The sequence below is a fragment of the Zunongwangia sp. HGR-M22 genome (assembly GCF_027594425.1).
GTDB lineage: Bacteria > Bacteroidota > Bacteroidia > Flavobacteriales > Flavobacteriaceae > Zunongwangia.
This window is the reverse complement of the sequence record NZ_CP115159.1, coordinates 2565001-2583359: the sequence shown is the minus strand read 5'-3', so window position 1 is coordinate 2583359 and position 18359 is coordinate 2565001. Positions and strand designations below refer to the sequence as shown.

Annotated in this window: 14 protein-coding genes, 2 tRNA genes and 1 rRNA gene; 8 read left to right on the top strand and 9 right to left on the bottom strand. The window is 35.8% G+C overall.

Going from position 1 to position 18359, the window contains the following annotated elements; genetic code table 11:
- Nucleotides 1-61: 61 nt before the first annotated feature.
- The 5 genes from dnaN to PBT91_RS11355 all read right to left on the bottom strand — a co-directional run bounded on the left by dnaN (nt 62) and on the right by PBT91_RS11355 (nt 4930).
- Nucleotides 62-1180 (bottom strand): DNA polymerase III subunit beta, encoded by a 1119-nt coding sequence (gene dnaN, locus PBT91_RS11375; protein WP_270058582.1) that lies wholly within the window; start codon nt 1178-1180, stop codon nt 62-64.
- Between the two features lie 192 nt (nt 1181-1372).
- Nucleotides 1373-3049 carry a gliding motility-associated ABC transporter substrate-binding protein GldG gene (gene gldG, locus PBT91_RS11370; protein ID WP_270058581.1) on the bottom strand — a complete coding sequence of 559 codons (1677 nt, stop codon included), beginning with the start codon at nt 3047-3049 and terminating at the stop codon, nt 1373-1375.
- A gap of 2 nt (nt 3050-3051) precedes the next feature.
- Entirely contained in the window at nt 3052-3786 is a 735-nt protein-coding gene (gene gldF, locus PBT91_RS11365) for a gliding motility-associated ABC transporter permease subunit GldF (protein WP_270058580.1), read from the bottom strand.
- On the bottom strand, nt 3787-4095 hold the full coding sequence (locus PBT91_RS11360; RefSeq protein ID WP_270058579.1) for a putative quinol monooxygenase: 309 nt from the start codon (nt 4093-4095) through the stop codon (nt 3787-3789). It lies immediately after the preceding gene.
- Nucleotides 4064-4930, bottom strand: coding sequence for an SAM hydrolase/SAM-dependent halogenase family protein (locus PBT91_RS11355; RefSeq protein WP_270058578.1), 867 nt, complete (start codon nt 4928-4930; stop codon nt 4064-4066). Before PBT91_RS11355 ends, PBT91_RS11360 begins: the two co-directional genes overlap by 32 nt.
- Before the next feature lie 218 nt (nt 4931-5148).
- On the opposite strand from PBT91_RS11355, the gene PBT91_RS11350 reads away from it, so the two are divergent.
- From PBT91_RS11350 to acs, 3 genes are all read left to right on the top strand, one after another.
- A complete protein-coding gene (locus tag PBT91_RS11350; protein WP_270058577.1) occupies nt 5149-6102 on the top strand; it encodes a PhoH family protein in 954 nt (317 codons plus the stop codon).
- A 29-nt stretch (nt 6103-6131) separates the two neighbouring features.
- Complete coding sequence (locus tag PBT91_RS11345; RefSeq protein ID WP_270058576.1) at nt 6132-7079, top strand: phosphoribosylaminoimidazolesuccinocarboxamide synthase; 948 nt, start codon at nt 6132-6134, stop codon at nt 7077-7079.
- Nucleotides 7080-7238: 159 nt separating this feature from the next.
- Entirely contained in the window at nt 7239-9146 is a 1908-nt protein-coding gene (gene acs, locus PBT91_RS11340) for an acetate--CoA ligase (RefSeq protein ID WP_270058575.1), read from the top strand.
- Between the two features lie 67 nt (nt 9147-9213).
- On the opposite strand, the gene PBT91_RS11335 is transcribed toward acs, so the two are convergent.
- Together PBT91_RS11335 and PBT91_RS11330 are read right to left on the bottom strand one after the other, a co-directional pair.
- Nucleotides 9214-9870: a 3'-5' exonuclease gene (locus PBT91_RS11335; RefSeq protein ID WP_270058574.1), complete on the bottom strand. Its 657-nt coding sequence runs from the start codon at nt 9868-9870 to the stop codon at nt 9214-9216.
- A complete protein-coding gene (locus PBT91_RS11330) occupies nt 9867-11795 on the bottom strand; it encodes a DUF294 nucleotidyltransferase-like domain-containing protein (protein WP_270058573.1) in 1929 nt (642 codons plus the stop codon). The genes PBT91_RS11335 and PBT91_RS11330 overlap by 4 nt, the downstream gene beginning before the upstream one ends.
- Before the next feature lie 79 nt (nt 11796-11874).
- Between PBT91_RS11330 and PBT91_RS11325 the strand changes: the two genes are divergently transcribed.
- Nucleotides 11875-12543: a hypothetical protein gene (locus PBT91_RS11325; RefSeq protein ID WP_270058572.1), complete on the top strand. Its 669-nt coding sequence runs from the start codon at nt 11875-11877 to the stop codon at nt 12541-12543.
- 46 nt (nt 12544-12589) lie between these two features.
- Here PBT91_RS11325 and PBT91_RS11320 read toward each other — a convergent pair whose 3' ends face one another.
- Together PBT91_RS11320 and PBT91_RS11315 are read right to left on the bottom strand one after the other, a co-directional pair.
- The gene (locus PBT91_RS11320; protein ID WP_270058571.1) at nt 12590-13666 is read right to left on the bottom strand and encodes a DNA topoisomerase IB; all 1077 of its coding nucleotides are present in this window, start codon (nt 13664-13666) and stop codon (nt 12590-12592) included.
- Between the two features lie 134 nt (nt 13667-13800).
- Complete coding sequence (locus PBT91_RS11315) at nt 13801-14889, bottom strand: M42 family metallopeptidase (protein WP_270058570.1); 1089 nt, start codon at nt 14887-14889, stop codon at nt 13801-13803.
- Between the two features lie 99 nt (nt 14890-14988).
- Here PBT91_RS11315 and PBT91_RS11310 point away from each other — a divergent pair, with 99 nt between their 5' ends.
- The 4 genes from PBT91_RS11310 to PBT91_RS11295 all read left to right on the top strand — a co-directional run bounded on the left by PBT91_RS11310 (nt 14989) and on the right by PBT91_RS11295 (nt 18283).
- Nucleotides 14989-15681: a DUF4294 domain-containing protein gene (locus PBT91_RS11310; protein WP_270058569.1), complete on the top strand. Its 693-nt coding sequence runs from the start codon at nt 14989-14991 to the stop codon at nt 15679-15681.
- 680 nt (nt 15682-16361) lie between these two features.
- Nucleotides 16362-17889: ribosomal RNA gene (locus PBT91_RS11305) — 16S ribosomal RNA — on the top strand.
- A gap of 110 nt (nt 17890-17999) precedes the next feature.
- Nucleotides 18000-18073: transfer RNA gene (locus PBT91_RS11300), tRNA-Ile, on the top strand.
- A gap of 133 nt (nt 18074-18206) precedes the next feature.
- Nucleotides 18207-18283: transfer RNA gene (locus tag PBT91_RS11295), tRNA-Ala, on the top strand.
- Nucleotides 18284-18359 lie beyond the last annotated feature (76 nt).

The following is an 18359-nucleotide window of genomic DNA, read 5'->3' as shown; positions in this document are numbered from 1 at the left end:
CAAAAACCCATTCAGGAAACTGAATGGGTTTTAATTTTATATAATCTGATGTAATTTTTTACTAGCTATTAAGCATTACCGGCATAACGAGCATGGTAATTTTTTCTCCCGGATCTAATCCATCAACCGGAGTTAAAATTCCTGCACGGTTTGGTAAACTCATTTCTAATTGTACTTCATCTGAATTTAAGTTATTCAGCATTTCCGTAAGAAATCTAGAGTTAAAACCAATTTGCATATCGTCACCTTCGTAACCACAAGTTAAACGTTCTTCAGCCTTATTACTGTAATCAACATCTTCCGCAGAAATATTTAATTCAGCTCCCGCAATTTTTAAACGTACCTGGTGTGTTGTTTTATTAGAGAAAATAGAAACCCTTTTTACAGAACTTAAAAATTGATTACGCTCTATCGTGAGTTTGTTAGGATTCTCTTTAGGGATAACTGCTTCGTAATTTGGATATTTACCATCGATTAAACGGCAAATTAGTGTAGTATCATCAAATGTAAACTTAGCGTTACTTTCATTGTATTCAATAACAACTTCACTTTCGCTACCTGCAAGAATTCCTTTTAAAAGATTTAAAGGTTTCTTAGGCATAATAAATTCTGCCGTTTGCGAAGCCGTTACGTCTTCTCTAGAATATTTCACCAATTTGTGCGCATCTGTAGCTACAAAAGTTAAACCTTCTGTAGAAAACTGAAAGAATACACCACTCATCACCGGGCGAAGATCATCATTACCAGAAGCAAAAATAGTTTTGCTAATAGCCGAAGAAAGAATATCACCTTCGATCACCGTATTACTTGGATCTTCTAAACTTACAGGATTAGGAAATTCTTCTCCATCTGCATAAGCTAAAGCGTATTTACCGTGATTAGAACTAAGTTCGATAGTGTGATTATCCTCGGCAACAAAAGTAAGTGGTTGCTCTGGGAATGTTTTTAGCGTATCTAAAAGAAGTTTAGCCGGTACCGCGATTTTTCCTTCGGAATCTGACTCTACATTTAATTTAGCAGACATCGTAGTCTCTAAATCTGAAGCAGAAACCGTTAACTCGTCATTGTTCAAATCAAAAAGGAAATTATCCAATATCGGCAAAGTGTTGTTATTATTAATAACCCCACCTAGTATCTGAAGCTGTTTCAGCAAATAACTGCTGGATACAATAAATTTCATTGGCTTTTTATTGATTTATTAGAATCACCTACAAAGATATTTTAATCCGTGAAAAATCGAAGCTGCCCAATGCAGTTTTTATTAACATTAAATTGATTTTGTTAATAACTAAGCGATTCATTTTCAGTGCTTTTTTGAAAACCGAAGAGCAAAGATTGTTAATATGTTGAAATTGGAGTTTTTCTGAAGTAATTATTTCTTCTTAATATATTTCCTTCTGCGTACCCAATTATAACCAAAAGCAAAAATCCCTAAAACCAATAAAGGAAACAAAATATTTAGTAGTTGCCATTTTGTGCGTTCTTTAGCTGTTTTCTGAGGATCTAAAAACGCAATCTTCACTTTTTTAGTTCGAATATCCATTAATCCGCGATCATCTAGCATATAATTTACGGCATTCAGTAAAAATTCTTTATTGCCATAAGTGGTACCGGTATATTTTTCGAATCCAAGTTCTAGCGGCGCTCCTTGTTTAAGCTCATTTTTAATCACGTCGCCATCTGAAATTACCAACATTTCTGTTGGTTTGCTTTTGTTTAAATTATCCTGAATTTCAAACGGTTTTAAGCGATTATTATAAACCGAAGTAAATAATCCTTCCAATAAAACAGCCAGCGCCTGCTCACCAGCGGTGTACGAAGCAATATCTGGTTCCTTCCCCACAATGTCTAAACTAATTTCGCGCGGAGTACCTTCTACCTTAGATCGTGGAGAACTACTTAGCAATACAGTTTTATCTAAGCTGTTCTTTAAGGTATCGATAGGGTTTGCAAAATCAAATTTCACCGCTTCGATATTATTGATAATTGGGTGATTATTTGGGGAAGAGGTAAGCGGACTGTAAAACCATGGATATGGATTAAATCTTGTATCATTTCCGCTACCTGTAGCCAATATAATTGGTGCCGAATACATATCCTTTACCAGGCTGGGATTTATTCTTATCCCATAACTAAAAAAGAAATCTCCAAGGTTAAGATCCCTCGGTAACGCAAAGGAAGTACCTGTTGGATTTAAAAGACTATCTTTTTCCATCGCAACACTTTCTGTAAGCCATAGCGACTTTCCGCCGTTCATAGTGTATTGATCCAGGATATATTTTTCGTTTTCGGTAAAAGATTCAGTAGGTTTGGCTTCAATAATAAGGTCATATTCCTTTAATTGCTGAAGCGTTTTTTGAGGATTTACGGCAGCCGAATCCAAAGTAAATGGCGCCATAAAATAATATTGCTGCAGTGTCTTTACAAAATCGGCAATATTAGCGTTGGACAATTCACCATTGCCGCGCATCACGGCAATTTTCTTTTCTCTAGGATAAATAAGCTTACTAATTGCATCAGTAAAGGCATATTCTAATTGCTGTACCGAGTTGGTGACACGTTCTTCGTCGCTACTGCCAAGCTGGTTTTTCAATAAACCAATTTTGACCGATTTCTTACCAAGATTAGCCATAGCCCATGGGAAAATAATAGTCTCGCTATTTTGCCCATTTTCCATTACATTAACACGAGCGGGAGACATTCCCATTTTGTAAAATTGCTGTGCTACCTGTTGTGCGTTACCACCTTCAGCTAAAGGATCGATAAAATTGAAATGAATATTGTGGTTTTTGGCAGTATATTCTTCAAGTATCTGCCGTGTTTCGCTTTGTAGTCTTTTAAATTCTGAAGGGAAATCTCCTTTTAAGAAAACATCGATAATTATAGGCTCTTCGACATCATCTATAATTTCTTCAGAAGCTTCAGAAAGTGTATAGCGTTTATCCTCGGTTAGATCTAAACGTTCAAAATATTGAGAAGCAGCAAAGTTTATCGCAATTAAAATAGCAATAAATAAAACAACCGATTTGTATTTAGAAAACTGCTTCAAGATTAATTATTTCTTAGATTTTTTATTCTGAAGTGCGTAAGTTTCAGAAATAACGCAATAAAACTTATAAAGTAAATAAGGTCGCGGGTATCAACTACGCCGCGGCTAATACTGCGATAATGATAACTTATTCCGAAGTAATCAATTCCGTAGTCTGAATTTTTAAAAAGTTGAAATCCAGATATTCCTTCAAACAAAAAGAAACTTAAAAAGCAAAGAAAAACGGCAATGATAAAAGCCACAATTTGGTTATTTGTTAAGCTTGAAGAAAATATTCCTATCGCGGTATAACAACCGCCTAGAAATATGAGACCGAAGTAACTTCCTAACGTCGCACCCAAATCAAAATTCCCCGGAATTCTACCCAATTCTGAAATTGTAAATACGTAAATTATGGACGGAATAATCGCTAATATCACCAAAAATAAAGCACCCAGATATTTGCCTAATATCAGTTTATTAATCGATAGCGGTTTGGTGAGTAAAAGCTCCATTGTACCGAGTTTTTTTTCTTCGGAAAAGCTCTTCATGGTAATGGCAGGGGTCAGAAATATAAAGATCCACGGCGCCATATTAAAAAAGGGTTTAATATTGGCAAAACCGCTATCCAAAATATTATATTCTCCCGTAAATACAAAGAGAAACAGTCCGCTAACTACAAGAAATATCCCAATCACAAGATATCCTATAGGAGTTGCAAAAAAAGACTGTATTTCTTTATTTAAAATAGCTAACAATTATTCTTCTTTTTGATTTGAAACCCAAATTTTATCGACACTCCAGGCTTCTGGTTTTGCGTTGAACAGGGTTTTTGTATTACTCCAAACCACTTTAAAAAATCCTGAATTTCGGTAATTCTGTAATGCATTTTCGTCTTCCCAATAACTATACGTAAAAAATTGGTTGGTATTGTCTTTATCACGATATAGTTCTAAATGTTGGCAACCTTCAAAATCTCTAATTTGGGTTTTGGTAGACTCAAAGATGCTTAAAAACTCTTCAATATTTTCGGGTTTAAAGCTCAGCTTTACGATCCTTACTAACATAAGCTTCAAATTTTATGGTTACCGTATCACGATTTTGCAATCCAAAAAGGCTGGAAGCACTCCCAACGGTAAGTGGATTACTTTTGTAAATCGCAAGTTCGATATATCCGGCAGAATTAAAAACAGCAAGTTTCTTGCCGTCTTCTTCGCCACGATTTTCTTTTTCTATTTTGAAATTAATGCAATCACTATAGGTTTCATAAATCTTATTGAAAGTGACCATTCTTGCACTAATGGTAAATTTTCTGCCTTTACCAATAATCTCAAATAGCTTCCTGGAAATATTGGTAATCACATTTCCGTAGTTGTCAATATAAATAACATGACCAATAATCTGATTTTTATCAGAATTAATTAGCGGTTCGATTTGCTTTAGATATTTAATCTCCTCAATGTTTTTTCCGATAACATCTAAAGTTCCCCCTCTAGCAATGTGACAGGCTACTTTTACAAAAACATCCAAAACCGGGAAATTACTTTCTATTTTATCGTGAATATTAATTTCGACAATTTTTTCAGGCTTAATTTCTGAAGCTAATAAAGATAAGATTCCATTATTGGCGCAAAGAAAATAATGATCATCCAGCAAAACAGCCAAATGCTTATTTTCTGGAGTTAATTCAGAATCGATTCCTATAATATGAATACTTCCTTTTGGAAAACTTTTGTACGCATTTTTAATGATGTAACTCGCTTCACTAATATGAAAAGGAGAAATAGAATGTGAAATATCAACAATTCTAACATCATCTAATTCATTATAGATAGCTCCCTTAACCGCAGCAGCAAAGTAATCTTTCTGTCCAAAATCGGTGGTTAAAGTGATGATTGCCATAATCGATTGTTAATATTTTTTGGGGTTTGGAGGCTAAATTTTCCTTAAGTTTGTATAGGGAGCGAAGATAATTTTATTTTAAGCTTCCCACCTTAAAATTGCGCTAAAAATATAGCGAAAAATCAGTCTGCAAAAATAAAGACAGATTTATTGGAACACAAATTTAATGGTAAAGAAATTTAGCATGTAGCTACCAAATTAACTAAAACCAAACGCTTTTGAACGAACTTGTAATTGAACTTTCAGAAATTAGTCCAAGAGATTTTTTTGGACAACAAAATGAACATATAGAGCTTTTAAAAAAATACTTTCCCAAGCTCAAAATAGTGGCAAGAGGAAGTAAAATAAAAGTTTTTGGAGATGAAGAAATGCTGGAAGAATTCGATAAGCGATTTACGATGCTTATAGATCACTTCGGAAAGTTTAATAAGTTGGATGAAAACGTCATAGAAAGAGTTTTAACCAGTGAAAGTAAAGAAGACTATTCTTCCTCTAGTGAAAGCGGGGAGGTTTTAGTACATGGGGTAAGCGGTAGGCTTATTAAAGCACAAACCGCCAACCAACGTAAGCTAGTTGATCTTAGTAAGAAAAACGATTTGATTTTTGCCATTGGTCCAGCCGGTACCGGGAAAACATACACTGGTGTAGCTTTAGCCGTAAAAGCGCTGAAAGAAAAACAGGTAAAGCGAATTATACTTACCCGTCCTGCTGTAGAGGCGGGGGAGAATCTCGGTTTTTTACCTGGTGATTTAAAAGAGAAATTAGATCCTTATATGCAACCATTATATGACGGTTTGCGTGATATGATCCCTGCTGAAAAATTAGAAACTTTCATCGAAAAAGGCGTGATACAAATCGCACCTTTGGCCTTTATGCGTGGTCGAACTTTAGATAATGCTTTTGTAATTTTAGATGAAGCACAAAATACCACCCATGCGCAAATGAAAATGTTCTTAACCCGTATGGGGAAAAGTGCAAAATTTATGATTACCGGAGACCCGGGGCAAATTGATTTACCAAGAAGAACAGTTTCAGGACTTAAAGAAGCTTTGCTGGTTTTAAAAGATGTAAAAGGAGTAGGGATGGTATATCTAGATGATAAAGATGTAATTCGTCACCGATTGGTGAAAAAGATCATCGCAGCATATAAAACAATAGAACACAACGATTAATTAAGAATAAATCAACCGATTTTAAAGAGATGAGTAATACTCTAACAAAAACAGATTACAATTTTCCGGGACAAAAATCAGTATATAAAGGAAAAGTACGTGACGTTTATGCTTTTGAAGATGATAAGCTGATAATGATCGCTTCAGATCGTCTTTCAGCGTTTGATGTAGTGATGCCTAAAGGAATTCCTTTTAAAGGACAAATCCTTAATCAAATAGCTACAAAAATGATGAACGACACTCAGGATATTGTTCCAAACTGGTTACAAGCAACTCCAGATCCTAATGTAGCGGTTGGTGAAGCATGCGAACCTTTTAAAGTAGAAATGGTAATTCGAGGTTATTTATCGGGACACGCTGCACGTGAATATAAAGCTGGTAAAAGAATGCTTTGTGGTGTAGCCATGCCAGAAGGTATGAAAGAGAATGACCGTTTTCCAGAACCAATTATTACTCCGGCTACCAAAGCTGAAATGGGAGATCATGATGAAGATATTTCTAAAGAAGATATTCTAAAACGCGGAATTGTCTCTGCGGAAGACTATGCGGTTTTAGAGGATTATACTCAAAAGCTTTTTCAGCGTGGAACCGAGATTGCAGCAAAAAGAGGCTTAATTTTGGTAGATACCAAATATGAATTCGGAAAAACAAAAGATGGTAAGATCGTTTTGATTGATGAAATTCATACTCCAGATTCTTCAAGATATTTTTATACCAATACATATGAAGAACTTCAGGAAAAAGGAGAGCCACAGAAGCAACTTTCGAAGGAATTTGTTCGTCAATGGTTAATTCAAAACGGATTTCAGGGAAAAGAAGGTCAGGAAGTTCCCGTAATGAGCGACGAATATATAGAAAGTGTGAGTGAGCGATATATTGAACTTTACGAAAATATCACAGGAGAAAAATTTGAAAAGGCAGAGGTTTCTAATATCGAAAAAAGAGTAGAGGAGAATGTTCTGGCTTATTTAAAATAACTGATATTTTATCAGTAAAAAAAGCGGTATGTTAGATTTTACATATCGCTTTTTTTATGATTAAATTTTTGTAAAAACATAGAGTTTTGCATGTAAAATCAGTGAAAAATCAATATTTTTAGGCATAAAATAAAGAATCCGTACAACCAACTATTATTTATGAGTAATTACCATATTAAAAATCTTGAAGAATACTTTCAGGTGTATAGAAAATCGGTGCGTGAACCAGAAAACTTTTGGGCCGAAATTGCTGAAGAGCATTTTACCTGGAGAAAAAAATGGAATAATGTTCTAAGCTGGGATTTTAAAAAGCCAGAAATTAAGTGGTTTGAAAATGCAAAACTTAATATTACCGAAAATTGTATAGACCGTCACCTTTTAACCAGAGGAGATAAAACAGCGATTATTTGGGAACCTAATGATAGCAAAGAAGAAGCGAAACATATTACTTATAACGATCTTCATAAACAAGTAAACAAATTCGCAAACGTTTTAAAGAGTAAAGGAATTAAAAAAGGAGATCGTGTTTGTATTTATTTACCAATGATCCCAGAGTTGGCTTATGCTGTGTTAGCATGTGCGAGAATAGGAGCAATTCATTCGGTTGTTTTTGCGGGATTCTCGAGCAAAGCCTTAGCAACAAGAACTCTGGACGCCGATTGTAAGATGTTAATTACATCTGATGGTTCTTATCGCGGTTCTAAAACCTTGAATCTAAAGAATATTGTCGACGACGCTTTAGAAGATTGCCCAGATGTAAAATCTGTACTAGTCGTAAAGCGTACGGGCGAGGAGATTAAGATGAAGGATGGTCGCGATGAGTGGCTGCAACCGCTAATGGATAAAGCTTCAGAGGAATGCGCACCTGAAATTGTAGATGCTGAAGATCCTTTATTTATTTTATATACCTCTGGCTCTACCGGGAAGCCTAAGGGAATGCTGCATACCACAGCAGGATATATGGTTTATACCGCGTTTACTTTTAAAAATATTTTTAATTATACTGAAGGAGATGTGTACTGGTGTACTGCCGATATTGGTTGGGTAACCGGGCATTCTTATATCGTTTACGGGCCACTGGCAAACGGAGCAACTACTGTTATGTTTGAAGGTGTACCATCTTATCCAGATTATGGTCGTTTTTGGAAAATTGTAGAAAAACACAAGGTGACGCAATTCTATACGGCACCAACAGCAATTAGATCATTGGCAAAACGTAATATTGAATTTGTAGAAAATCACGACCTCTCTTCTTTAAAAGTATTAGGTTCTGTTGGCGAGCCAATCAACGAGGAGGCATGGCACTGGTTTAATGATAATATTGGTAAAAATCAAAGTCCAATTGTAGATACCTGGTGGCAAACCGAAACAGGTGGAATCATGATTTCGCCAATGCCTTATGTAACGCCAACAAAACCCACATATGCAACTTTGCCAATGCCGGGTATTCAACCAAGTTTAATGGATGATGATGGGAATGAAATAAAAGGAAATCAGGTAAATGGGCGGTTATGCGTTAAATTCCCGTGGCCCTCGATAGCAAGAACAGTTTGGGGCGATCATGAACGTTATAAGGATACATACTTTTCAACTTTTGAAGGAAAATATTTTACGGGAGATGGTGCCTTAAGAGATGAGGTAGGATATTATAGAATTACGGGTAGAACCGATGATGTAATTATCGTTTCTGGTCATAATCTAGGAACCGCACCAATAGAAGACGCGATTAACGAACACCCAGCGGTTGCTGAAAGTGCGGTAGTTGGTTTTCCTCACGATGTTAAAGGAAATGCTCTTTATGCCTTTGTAATTCTTAAAGAATCTGGTGAAAGCCGTAAACGAGATAATTTAAGAAAAGAAATCAATCAGCAAATATCAGAGAAAGTAGGGCCTATTGCGAAGCCAGATAAAATTCAGTTCGTAGAAGGTCTTCCTAAAACCAGAAGTGGTAAAATTATGCGTCGAATTTTACGTAAAATCGCTTCTAATGATACATCAGATTTAGGAGATACTTCCACTTTATTAAATCCTGAAGTTGTAGAAGCTATAATTGCTGAATCTTTATAACTTTCAGAAGAAATAATTTTTAATAAAAGTCCGGATGTAATTATCCGGACTTCATTTTTTTAAGGGCTTAGATCTTAAAAAGTTCCTTTAACTTTTTTCGTTTTAGTCTACCCAGAATTTTTAGGAAAGCAATGGCAGTAATAAAGGCATCGCCAATTGCAGTGTGCCGATCTTTTAGATCGATATTGTAAGCCAGCGCAATTTCATCTAAGCTATAGTTTTTATGCTGATCGATAAAATTGGAAATAATTCTTGTTTTTCGATATAAAATTCCGGTGTCTAGAACGCTGTTTTTTAACTTCGGAAGATGATTTCTCTTCAGTGCGGCATTAATCATATTAATATCAAAGCCTGCATGATGTGCCACCAGGACAGCATTACCGATATATTTTAAAAATAATCGTAGCGCTTTTTCTTCAGTAAAAGTTTCAAACCGCTCGTGCTTTATAAGTCCGTGAATTTCTACCGTATCTGGATTAAACGCCTCTTGCTTTAAATATATTTCAAAACTATTAGAGACTAACAATTTATTATTTACAACCTTAACGCAACCGATGCTTAATATCCGATCTTTTTCTTGATCAAATCCTGTAGTTTCGGTATCTAAAACCACAAATGTGGTATCGTTGATAGGCTGTTCTTTTTGATCTTTGCTGAATTTAGCTGAATATTTCTGCCAAAATTCAGGGAGCTCAGATTCATCTTTTTTAAACCAGTTTATCATTGCAATACCACTGAAGTTTCAAATCTAATTTTAATTAATTCCTGAACTGCTTTAATTGACTTAAAGGTGCGTTTTAATTTCATTCTATCTTCTTTGCTTAATTTAGAAAGATCGATAAAACGTCCACTATCGCGATTTTGTAAACCCTGTTTTGTCCTAAATTTCAACAAGGCTTTGGATGCATAGGCACAGCCTTCAAAAAGCTCTTTGTTTTTAGGTTCTATTTGGGCTAAACGTTCAAACCGCTCTACGGTATTACTAATATTTTTAATTTTGTAGGATAAAATTAATAGTCTGGCCGCTTCTGTTAAAGGTTGTAATCCTCTTTTCTTAATGTCAAAAAAGTCTTTTTTTTCACCATCCTGCTCTACAAGAAATTGCCTAAAAAAACCAAGCGGAGAAGGATTACGAAGAGCATTCGCTCCCATTACTGTTAAGAATTTACGATTTCCTTCAATTAAACTAAGAATGTAATCTGATAATTGATTGGATAAATAGACATCTCCATAAGTTATATCGTAGTCGAAAAAGATATTAGAAAGTAAAATTTCGTCTGGTCCCGGCTCTTTAATCCATTTAGAGACCTGGGCTTTCCATTCACTCAAGCTTAAACACCATCTGGGAGTCTTTGCCATCATATCTGCAGGACAATATTCGTAACCAACTATCATTAATCTTTTATTTACTTTGGTAGCAAGTTGTAAAAAATATTGTCTTGTTTCTTCTAATTTATCGTTTGGTGGATCTGCAAAAATAATTGCGTTATCCTGGTCGGTTTGCAATAACTGTTCTTTTCTACCCTGGCTTCCCATGCTTAGCCATGCAAATTTTACTGGTGGCTCCTGTAGCAGCTTTACTACACATCTTGAGATTACTCTTTTAATTGTAGCATCATTAAGCTCGAATATTAATTTTGAAATATGGGTTAGGGGAATGTTATTTTCGATATAACCGCTAAGTAGAAGATTTATTTTATTTCTAATTTTCTTTAATTCTTTTGTACTTCTAGAGCGCTGAATCGCCTTCATTAATACCGAAGGACTGTTACCTCGCGAAACCATAATATCATGTTCAGATAATATCCCTATAACTCGGGTATTTGGAGTACCATCCTCTGTAATACAAATATGATTGATATTATGCTTCATCATGGTAATCTGAGCCTGGGCAATAGTTACATTTTTAGGGTAACAAATTACTGGATAGCTCATTATTTTTTCTACTGTAGTATCTATGGAAATTTGTCCTGTTGCGATGGTATCTCTAAAATCTTCATCGGTTAGAATGCCCACTGGTAGATCATCTTCGGTAGTAACTATAACCGAACCAATTTTTCGTTTACTCATTAATTGAGCAGCGCTTCTAATTTTAGTTTCTGGAGAAGTGGTAACGATTTTTCGAATAACAGGTGCTGGTTGTAATTCGAAAAGTGGACCGCTATTTAATGGTTCTACAATATCATTGCCAGAAAATAGTTTTCCTTTATCTTCTCTAGCATAGGGGTTACGGGTATTTGTAGCAAAACTTTGTATTAAAAAATGACCGACCTTTTTATTAGATTCGCTAAGCGGTTTAAAGATATCTATAGGTATACCATATACGATACTTTCTTCTTCCGCGATCGCATTCATAATATAGTTTTCTTCAGCAAATAAAGGTCTAAGACCAAAAATATCACCTTCGTCACAAGTATCTAAGGTTTCATATTGATTATTCTTGAATTTCTGTAATTGGATAGCTCCTTTGTGAACAATATAAAATTGAGAATGTCCTTTTTCGTCTTCATGAAACACAATATTGCCTTTATCGATGTAAAGCACTTCAGATTCTTCAGAAATTGCAAGGAGTTCTTCAGCATTCAAAAATGTAAAAGGAGGGAAGTCTTTTAAAAAGTCAGCAATTCGATGTGCAATGGAATTTTTCATTCTAATTTATTTATTAAGGCTGATTTTTTTTGGTATAAAAATTGTTAGATTTATAGTATTATTAATCAAACTTCTAATTATGAAAAAAGAATATATATTTCTTTTGATTTTTGCTTTTTCGTATAATATTTTCTCGTCTCAGAGTTTTATGAACGGTATGCAGAACAGTGCTCCTTTAAAAATTTTCACCAAAAAAAAGACTCCGGAACGTTTCACCGGATCACCATACATTGATGATTCTTTCTCGAGTGCTCAAATCAACGACGGTGAAAGATCAATGTCAGCTTTTGTGCGATATAATGCTGTCGAAGACGTTGTCGAAGTGAAAGTAGATGAACAGAATAGTGAAATTTATATGTTACCTAAATTTAAGAAAATTAAATATAAATTGAAGGATTATCAAATATTTATTGATCAATTTACAGACTCTGATGGAGAGACTGTCAATGGATATATGTTAGATTATTTTTCCAATCAAGGTGTTCGCTTTTTAGCTCGACCAGAACCGGATGTTGTTCCAGCACAACCTGCAAGAACGGGTTATGATAAGGATAAACCGGCTCATCTAAAAGTGGACATGGTTTATTATATTAAAAAAGATGGGGGTAGATTAGAAGAAGTACGTCTTAAAGAGAAAGATTTCAAGAAAATTCTTTCTGATAAAAAGAAGATGATCGATTATTTTAAGAGAAATAAAATTAAAAATGAAGAAGACGTCGTGAAGATGTTGAAATTTTATAGTGAATAATCTAACATGATAATAAGTGTATGAAATTAACTCCATTTTGGGTTAATTATACACTTATTTCATAATCTTCAATAAGCTTTAGCATTACTTTTTCGGTCTCAGATAAGGTGGTGTAATTTTTCGAATCGTCGTTTTTTATTTTTTTGAAATAGGGCACAATACTACCGTTCTTGTAAGATTCTACAATTTTAGGATGTACATAATAGCTTCTACAAACGGCTCTGGTGTTGCCTAAACCACTTGCGGCAGCATCATAAGAAGTTAGGATTGTCTTTTTATTCTCTTTTTCGTCCTCAATATATCCCAATTCGTGGATAGTTTCGAAAAATATTTTTGAAGCCGACCAGGTTCTAAAATCTTTGGCTGAAAATAAATCACTAGTAACTTCGTGAATATAATCGTTAATCATTCCGCTGTCGATCGTATGCTTTTCGTTATTTTCATCTATAAATTTAAAAAGTTCCCAGCCCGGTATTTCTTCGCATTGATTAATTAGATTGATAAGCTTTGGATTTTCAACACTTATAGAATGTTCTTTGCCTTTTTTACCTACAAATTCAAATTTGACTTCATCATCATATGTCTTTAAATGCTTTGTTCTAAAAGTTGAAAGTCCATACGTTTTATTTTTTTGTGCGTAGTAATCGTTACCAATTCTTATGTGTGTTTCTTCCATCAATCTAATGATAAGAGCAAGAACTTTCTGCTTGCACATCCCAGGAAGCTCAAGATCTTGATTGACTTTTTTTCTAATCTTAGGTAATTTTTTACCAAAAGCTGTCATTTTAAAAAACTTAGATTCGTTTTTTATCTTAGACCACATCTGGTGATAAATATACTGTTTGCGATTTTTCTCGTCTCTTCCTACGGCTTGTAGATGACCATTATCGAATTTGGAGATTCTCACGTTGGTCCATGCAGGAGGGATTACCAGTTCTTTAATTCTTTTTATAGTTCGCTTATCTTTTATTTTTGCGTCGTCCTTTAGATATGAGAATCCTCTACCTGCTTTTTTTCGGGAAATAGAAAGGTGATGTTCAGAAACGTATATTAGATTAGCCAATTTGGCTGCCTCCTTAGGTTCCTCTAAAATTACATTAATATCTTCACCAGAAAGTGTCATTCCTCTTTTTTTGTAAATATAGTGGAGCAAGCGATGTACGATTAATAAATAATTGTGAAACCATACTTAAGGAAAATAAAAAAGCTCCTAAAAAGGAGCTTTTTAATAATTTCTGAAACAATTATAACTAGATCTTAGTCGAAATAACTAAAAGTTTCACCGTCTTTTATTTTTAAAATACTCTCGTAAATTAATTTTATTACGTTTTCGACATCTTCTCTATGTACCATTTCTACCGTAGTATGCATATATCGAAGAGGTAAACTTATTAGAGCTGAAGGAACCCCGCCGTTACTATAAGCAAAAGCATCAGTGTCGGTTCCGGTTAATCGGGAAGAGGCATTTCGCTGAAATGGAATCTTTTTTTCTTCAGCAGTGTCAATCAAGAGTTCTCTTAAATTGTTTTGTACTGCAGGAGCATAAGTAATTACCGGGCCGTCTCCAATTTTCGCTAAACCATTAGACTTTTTATCAATCATTGGTGTAGTGGTGTCGTGAGTAACATCGGTTACAATAGCTACGTTGGGTTTTATTCGTTGCGTAATCATTTCAGCACCTCTTAAACCAATTTCTTCTTGTACCGAATTAGTGATATAAAGACCAAAAGGTAATTTTTTGCCGTTTTCTTTTAGGAGTTTAGCAACTTGCGCAACCATAAATCCGCCGATTCTATTATCAAGAGCGCGACAAACAAATTTGTTTTCATTCAGAATAAAAAATTCATCGGGATAAGTAATAACACATCCAATGTGCACCCCAAGTTGCTCCACTTCTTCTTTAGTGGTACAGCCAACATCAATACAGATATTCGATAATTTTGGTGATTGTTCTTTATCTTTATTTCTGGTGTGAATTGCCGGCCATCCAAAAACTCCTTTTACAATTCCTTTTTTAGTATGAATGTTTACACGTTTGGAAGCTGCAATTTGGTGATCACTACCACCATTTCTAATTACATATATAAAGCCCTCATCACTAATATAATTTACATACCAGGAAATTTCATCAGCATGTCCTTCTATAACTACTTTAAAGTCGGCTTCAGGATTTATAACGCCAACAGCAGTGCCGTAAGTGTCGGTAATAAACTCATCTACATAAGGTTTAAGATAGTCCATCCAAAGTTTTTGTCCTTCAGACTCGTAACCCGTAGGTGCCGCATTATTCAAATACTTTTCTAAGAAATCTATGGATTCTTTATCTAAAATACTTTCTTTACTCATATTTATCTGTGATTTGTAGCGAATTTAATAAGAATAAAATTGAAGACAATTGTATAATGTTTAATTTTGGAATGATTTTGGATATTTTTAGTTTGATTTATGCTGAATAATTCGCAGGTGAAAACATATTTATTAATTCTTTTTTGCTTTACCGCTTTAGTTGAAGTTAGTGCGCAGGATGATACATTACAGAATTCTGAAGAGCAGGATAAAAAGTATATGATTATCGCTGGAGATTCTATAGTGCGTGAGAGTATAGATTTAGATGAAGTTTTAATTCTAAAACGTCTTCATTTTAAAAATAATGCAGATAGAAGACGATACCTTATATTGAGGAGAAAGACAAGAAAGGTTTATCCTTATGCAAAATTAGCGGCAGAGCGTCTTATTGCTCTTAATGAAAGATTAGAAAGTATAAAGTCGAAAAGGGATCGAAAGAAGTATACAAAAATTGTACAAAATTATATTGAAGATCAATTTGCAGAAGAGCTAAAGAAAATGACGCATACTGAAGGTCAAATCTTGGTGAAACTAATCCATCGACAAACAGGTGTTACTACATTTGAATTAATTAAAGAACTGAAAAGTGGGTGGAGAGCTTTTTGGTATAATACGACAGCCAGTCTTTTTGAAATTTCTTTAAAAGAAGAATATGATCCTGTTAATAATGAAGAAGATTATATTATTGAAGACATTTTGCAAAGATCTTTTCAGAGAAATATTTTAGAACCTCAAAGCTCAGCACTCGATTTCGACTTTCTTGAGCTTACAGATAAATGGAATGTTCTTTAATTTGATCAATTAATTTTGTCAATAATATTTTTTTCTCTAATTTAGTAGGTCTCAACATAAATTAAATCAGGTAGTTATAAAATACTTTTTCAAATCGATAAAAAAATTGATTTGGAAGTTTGTTTTGGTCGAAAAAAAGAGATTATATTTGCACCCGCTTAGCGCCGGATTTGTTGGCTGCGAGGGTGGATGTTCATTGAGGGGATACTGAAAAAGGAGCTTAAAAAAAACTTAAAAAAGTTTTGGTGTTTAAAGAAAAAGGGTTGTATATTTGCAGCCGCTTTAACGGCGAGGTTCTTTGGAGGTAGCGTTTAAAAATACAGAAAAATAATTTTTATTTTTTCTTGTGAGTTTAAAAATTAGTTGTAGATTTGCAACCGCTTTCAGAGAAAGCGACACGGTTCTTAACACGCTGAATAACTAAGAAATACCGATTGGGGTTTGGTTAAGGTTCGAGTCCTTAATTTCTATCGAAGGGAAGTAATTCCCGGACTTTTAAATGAGTTCATTGACATATTGAATTGACAAACGACATTTTTTAATAGTACTGTATGGTATTATAAAAAAAATGGAAGTGTAGAATTAAGAATTAAGACTAGAGAGTCGTCTTTTGAGCTTTAAACTTCTTATTTATATAAGAACGCAAACTTAAGATTTGATTGTTACATATTAATGAAACAACGATGAAGAGTTTGATCCTGGCTCAGGATGAACGCTAGCGGCAGGCTTAACACATGCAAGTCGAGGGGTAACAGGGGAAAGCTTGCTTTTCTGCTGACGACCGGCGCACGGGTGCGTAACGCGTATGCAATCTACCTCTTACTGAGGGATAGCCCATGGAAACGTGGATTAATACCTCATAGTATTATGAATTAGCATTGATTTATAATTAAAGGTTACGGTAAGAGATGAGCATGCGTCCTATTAGCTAGATGGTAAGGTAACGGCTTACCATGGCAACGATAGGTAGGGGTCCTGAGAGGGAGATCCCCCACACTGGTACTGAGACACGGACCAGACTCCTACGGGAGGCAGCAGTGAGGAATATTGGACAATGGGCGAGAGCCTGATCCAGCCATGCCGCGTGCAGGAAGACTGCCCTATGGGTTGTAAACTGCTTTTACAGAGGAAGAAACCCCTTTACGTGTAAAGGGCTGACGGTACTCTGCGAATAAGGATCGGCTAACTCCGTGCCAGCAGCCGCGGTAATACGGAGGATCCAAGCGTTATCCGGAATCATTGGGTTTAAAGGGTCCGTAGGCGGATTTATAAGTCAGTGGTGAAAGTCTTCCGCTTAACGGGAGAACTGCCATTGATACTGTAGATCTTGAATTATTATGAAGTGGTTAGAATGTGTAGTGTAGCGGTGAAATGCATAGATATTACACAGAATACCGATTGCGAAGGCAGATCACTAATAATATATTGACGCTGATGGACGAAAGCGTAGGTAGCGAACAGGATTAGATACCCTGGTAGTCTACGCCGTAAACGATGGTTACTAGCTGTCCGGCCCAATTGAGGGCTGGGTGGTTAAGCGAAAGTGATAAGTAACCCACCTGGGGAGTACGTTCGCAAGAATGAAACTCAAAGGAATTGACGGGGGCCCGCACAAGCGGTGGAGCATGTGGTTTAATTCGATGATACGCGAGGAACCTTACCAGGGCTTAAATGCAGTCTGACGTATTTGGAAACAGATATTTCTTCGGACAGATTGCAAGGTGCTGCATGGTTGTCGTCAGCTCGTGCCGTGAGGTGTCAGGTTAAGTCCTATAACGAGCGCAACCCCTGTGGTTAGTTGCCAGCACGTAATGGTGGGAACTCTAGCCAGACTGCCGGTGCAAACCGTGAGGAAGGTGGGGATGACGTCAAATCATCACGGCCCTTACGTCCTGGGCCACACACGTGCTACAATGGTAGGGACAGAGAGCAGCCACTTCGCGAGAAGGAGCGAATCTATAAACCCTATCACAGTTCGGATCGTAGTCTGCAACTCGACTACGTGAAGCTGGAATCGCTAGTAATCGCATATCAGCCATGATGCGGTGAATACGTTCCCGGGCCTTGTACACACCGCCCGTCAAGCCATGGAAGCTGGGGGTACCTGAAGTCCGTTACCGCAAGGAGCGGCCTAGGGTAAAACTAGTAACTGGGGCTAAGTCGTAACAAGGTAGCCGTACCGGAAGGTGCGGCTGGAACACCTCCTTTCTAGAGCAGAACCTTATTTTAGAATAAGGAACTGGCAATTAGATTTAGGGAAGTTCAAAAGCAAGTCCTTTTGGTCTTGATTCTTAATTTGTCAATTTGATTATATGGACAGTCTCATAGCTCAGCTGGTTAGAGCGCTACACTGATAATGTAGAGGTCGGCAGTTCGAGTCTGCCTGAGACTACTTTAAAGAAGTACTTGGAGGGCGAGAGTTTAAAAGTATATGTTCTTACAGATTTATTGAAAGGAAATTTTAGAGGTTGAGTAGCCGTTATAAGTACTGTTAACTGATAACTGGTTAACTGATCACTAAAAACGGGGGATTAGCTCAGCTGGCTAGAGCGCCTGCCTTGCACGCAGGAGGTCATCGGTTCGACTCCGATATTCTCCACCAGGCAATGCTTGGAGATTTGAAAGATAATCTTCATGGTTTGCAGTGGGAAGCATAGATTGTTTATACGTCTATCGCG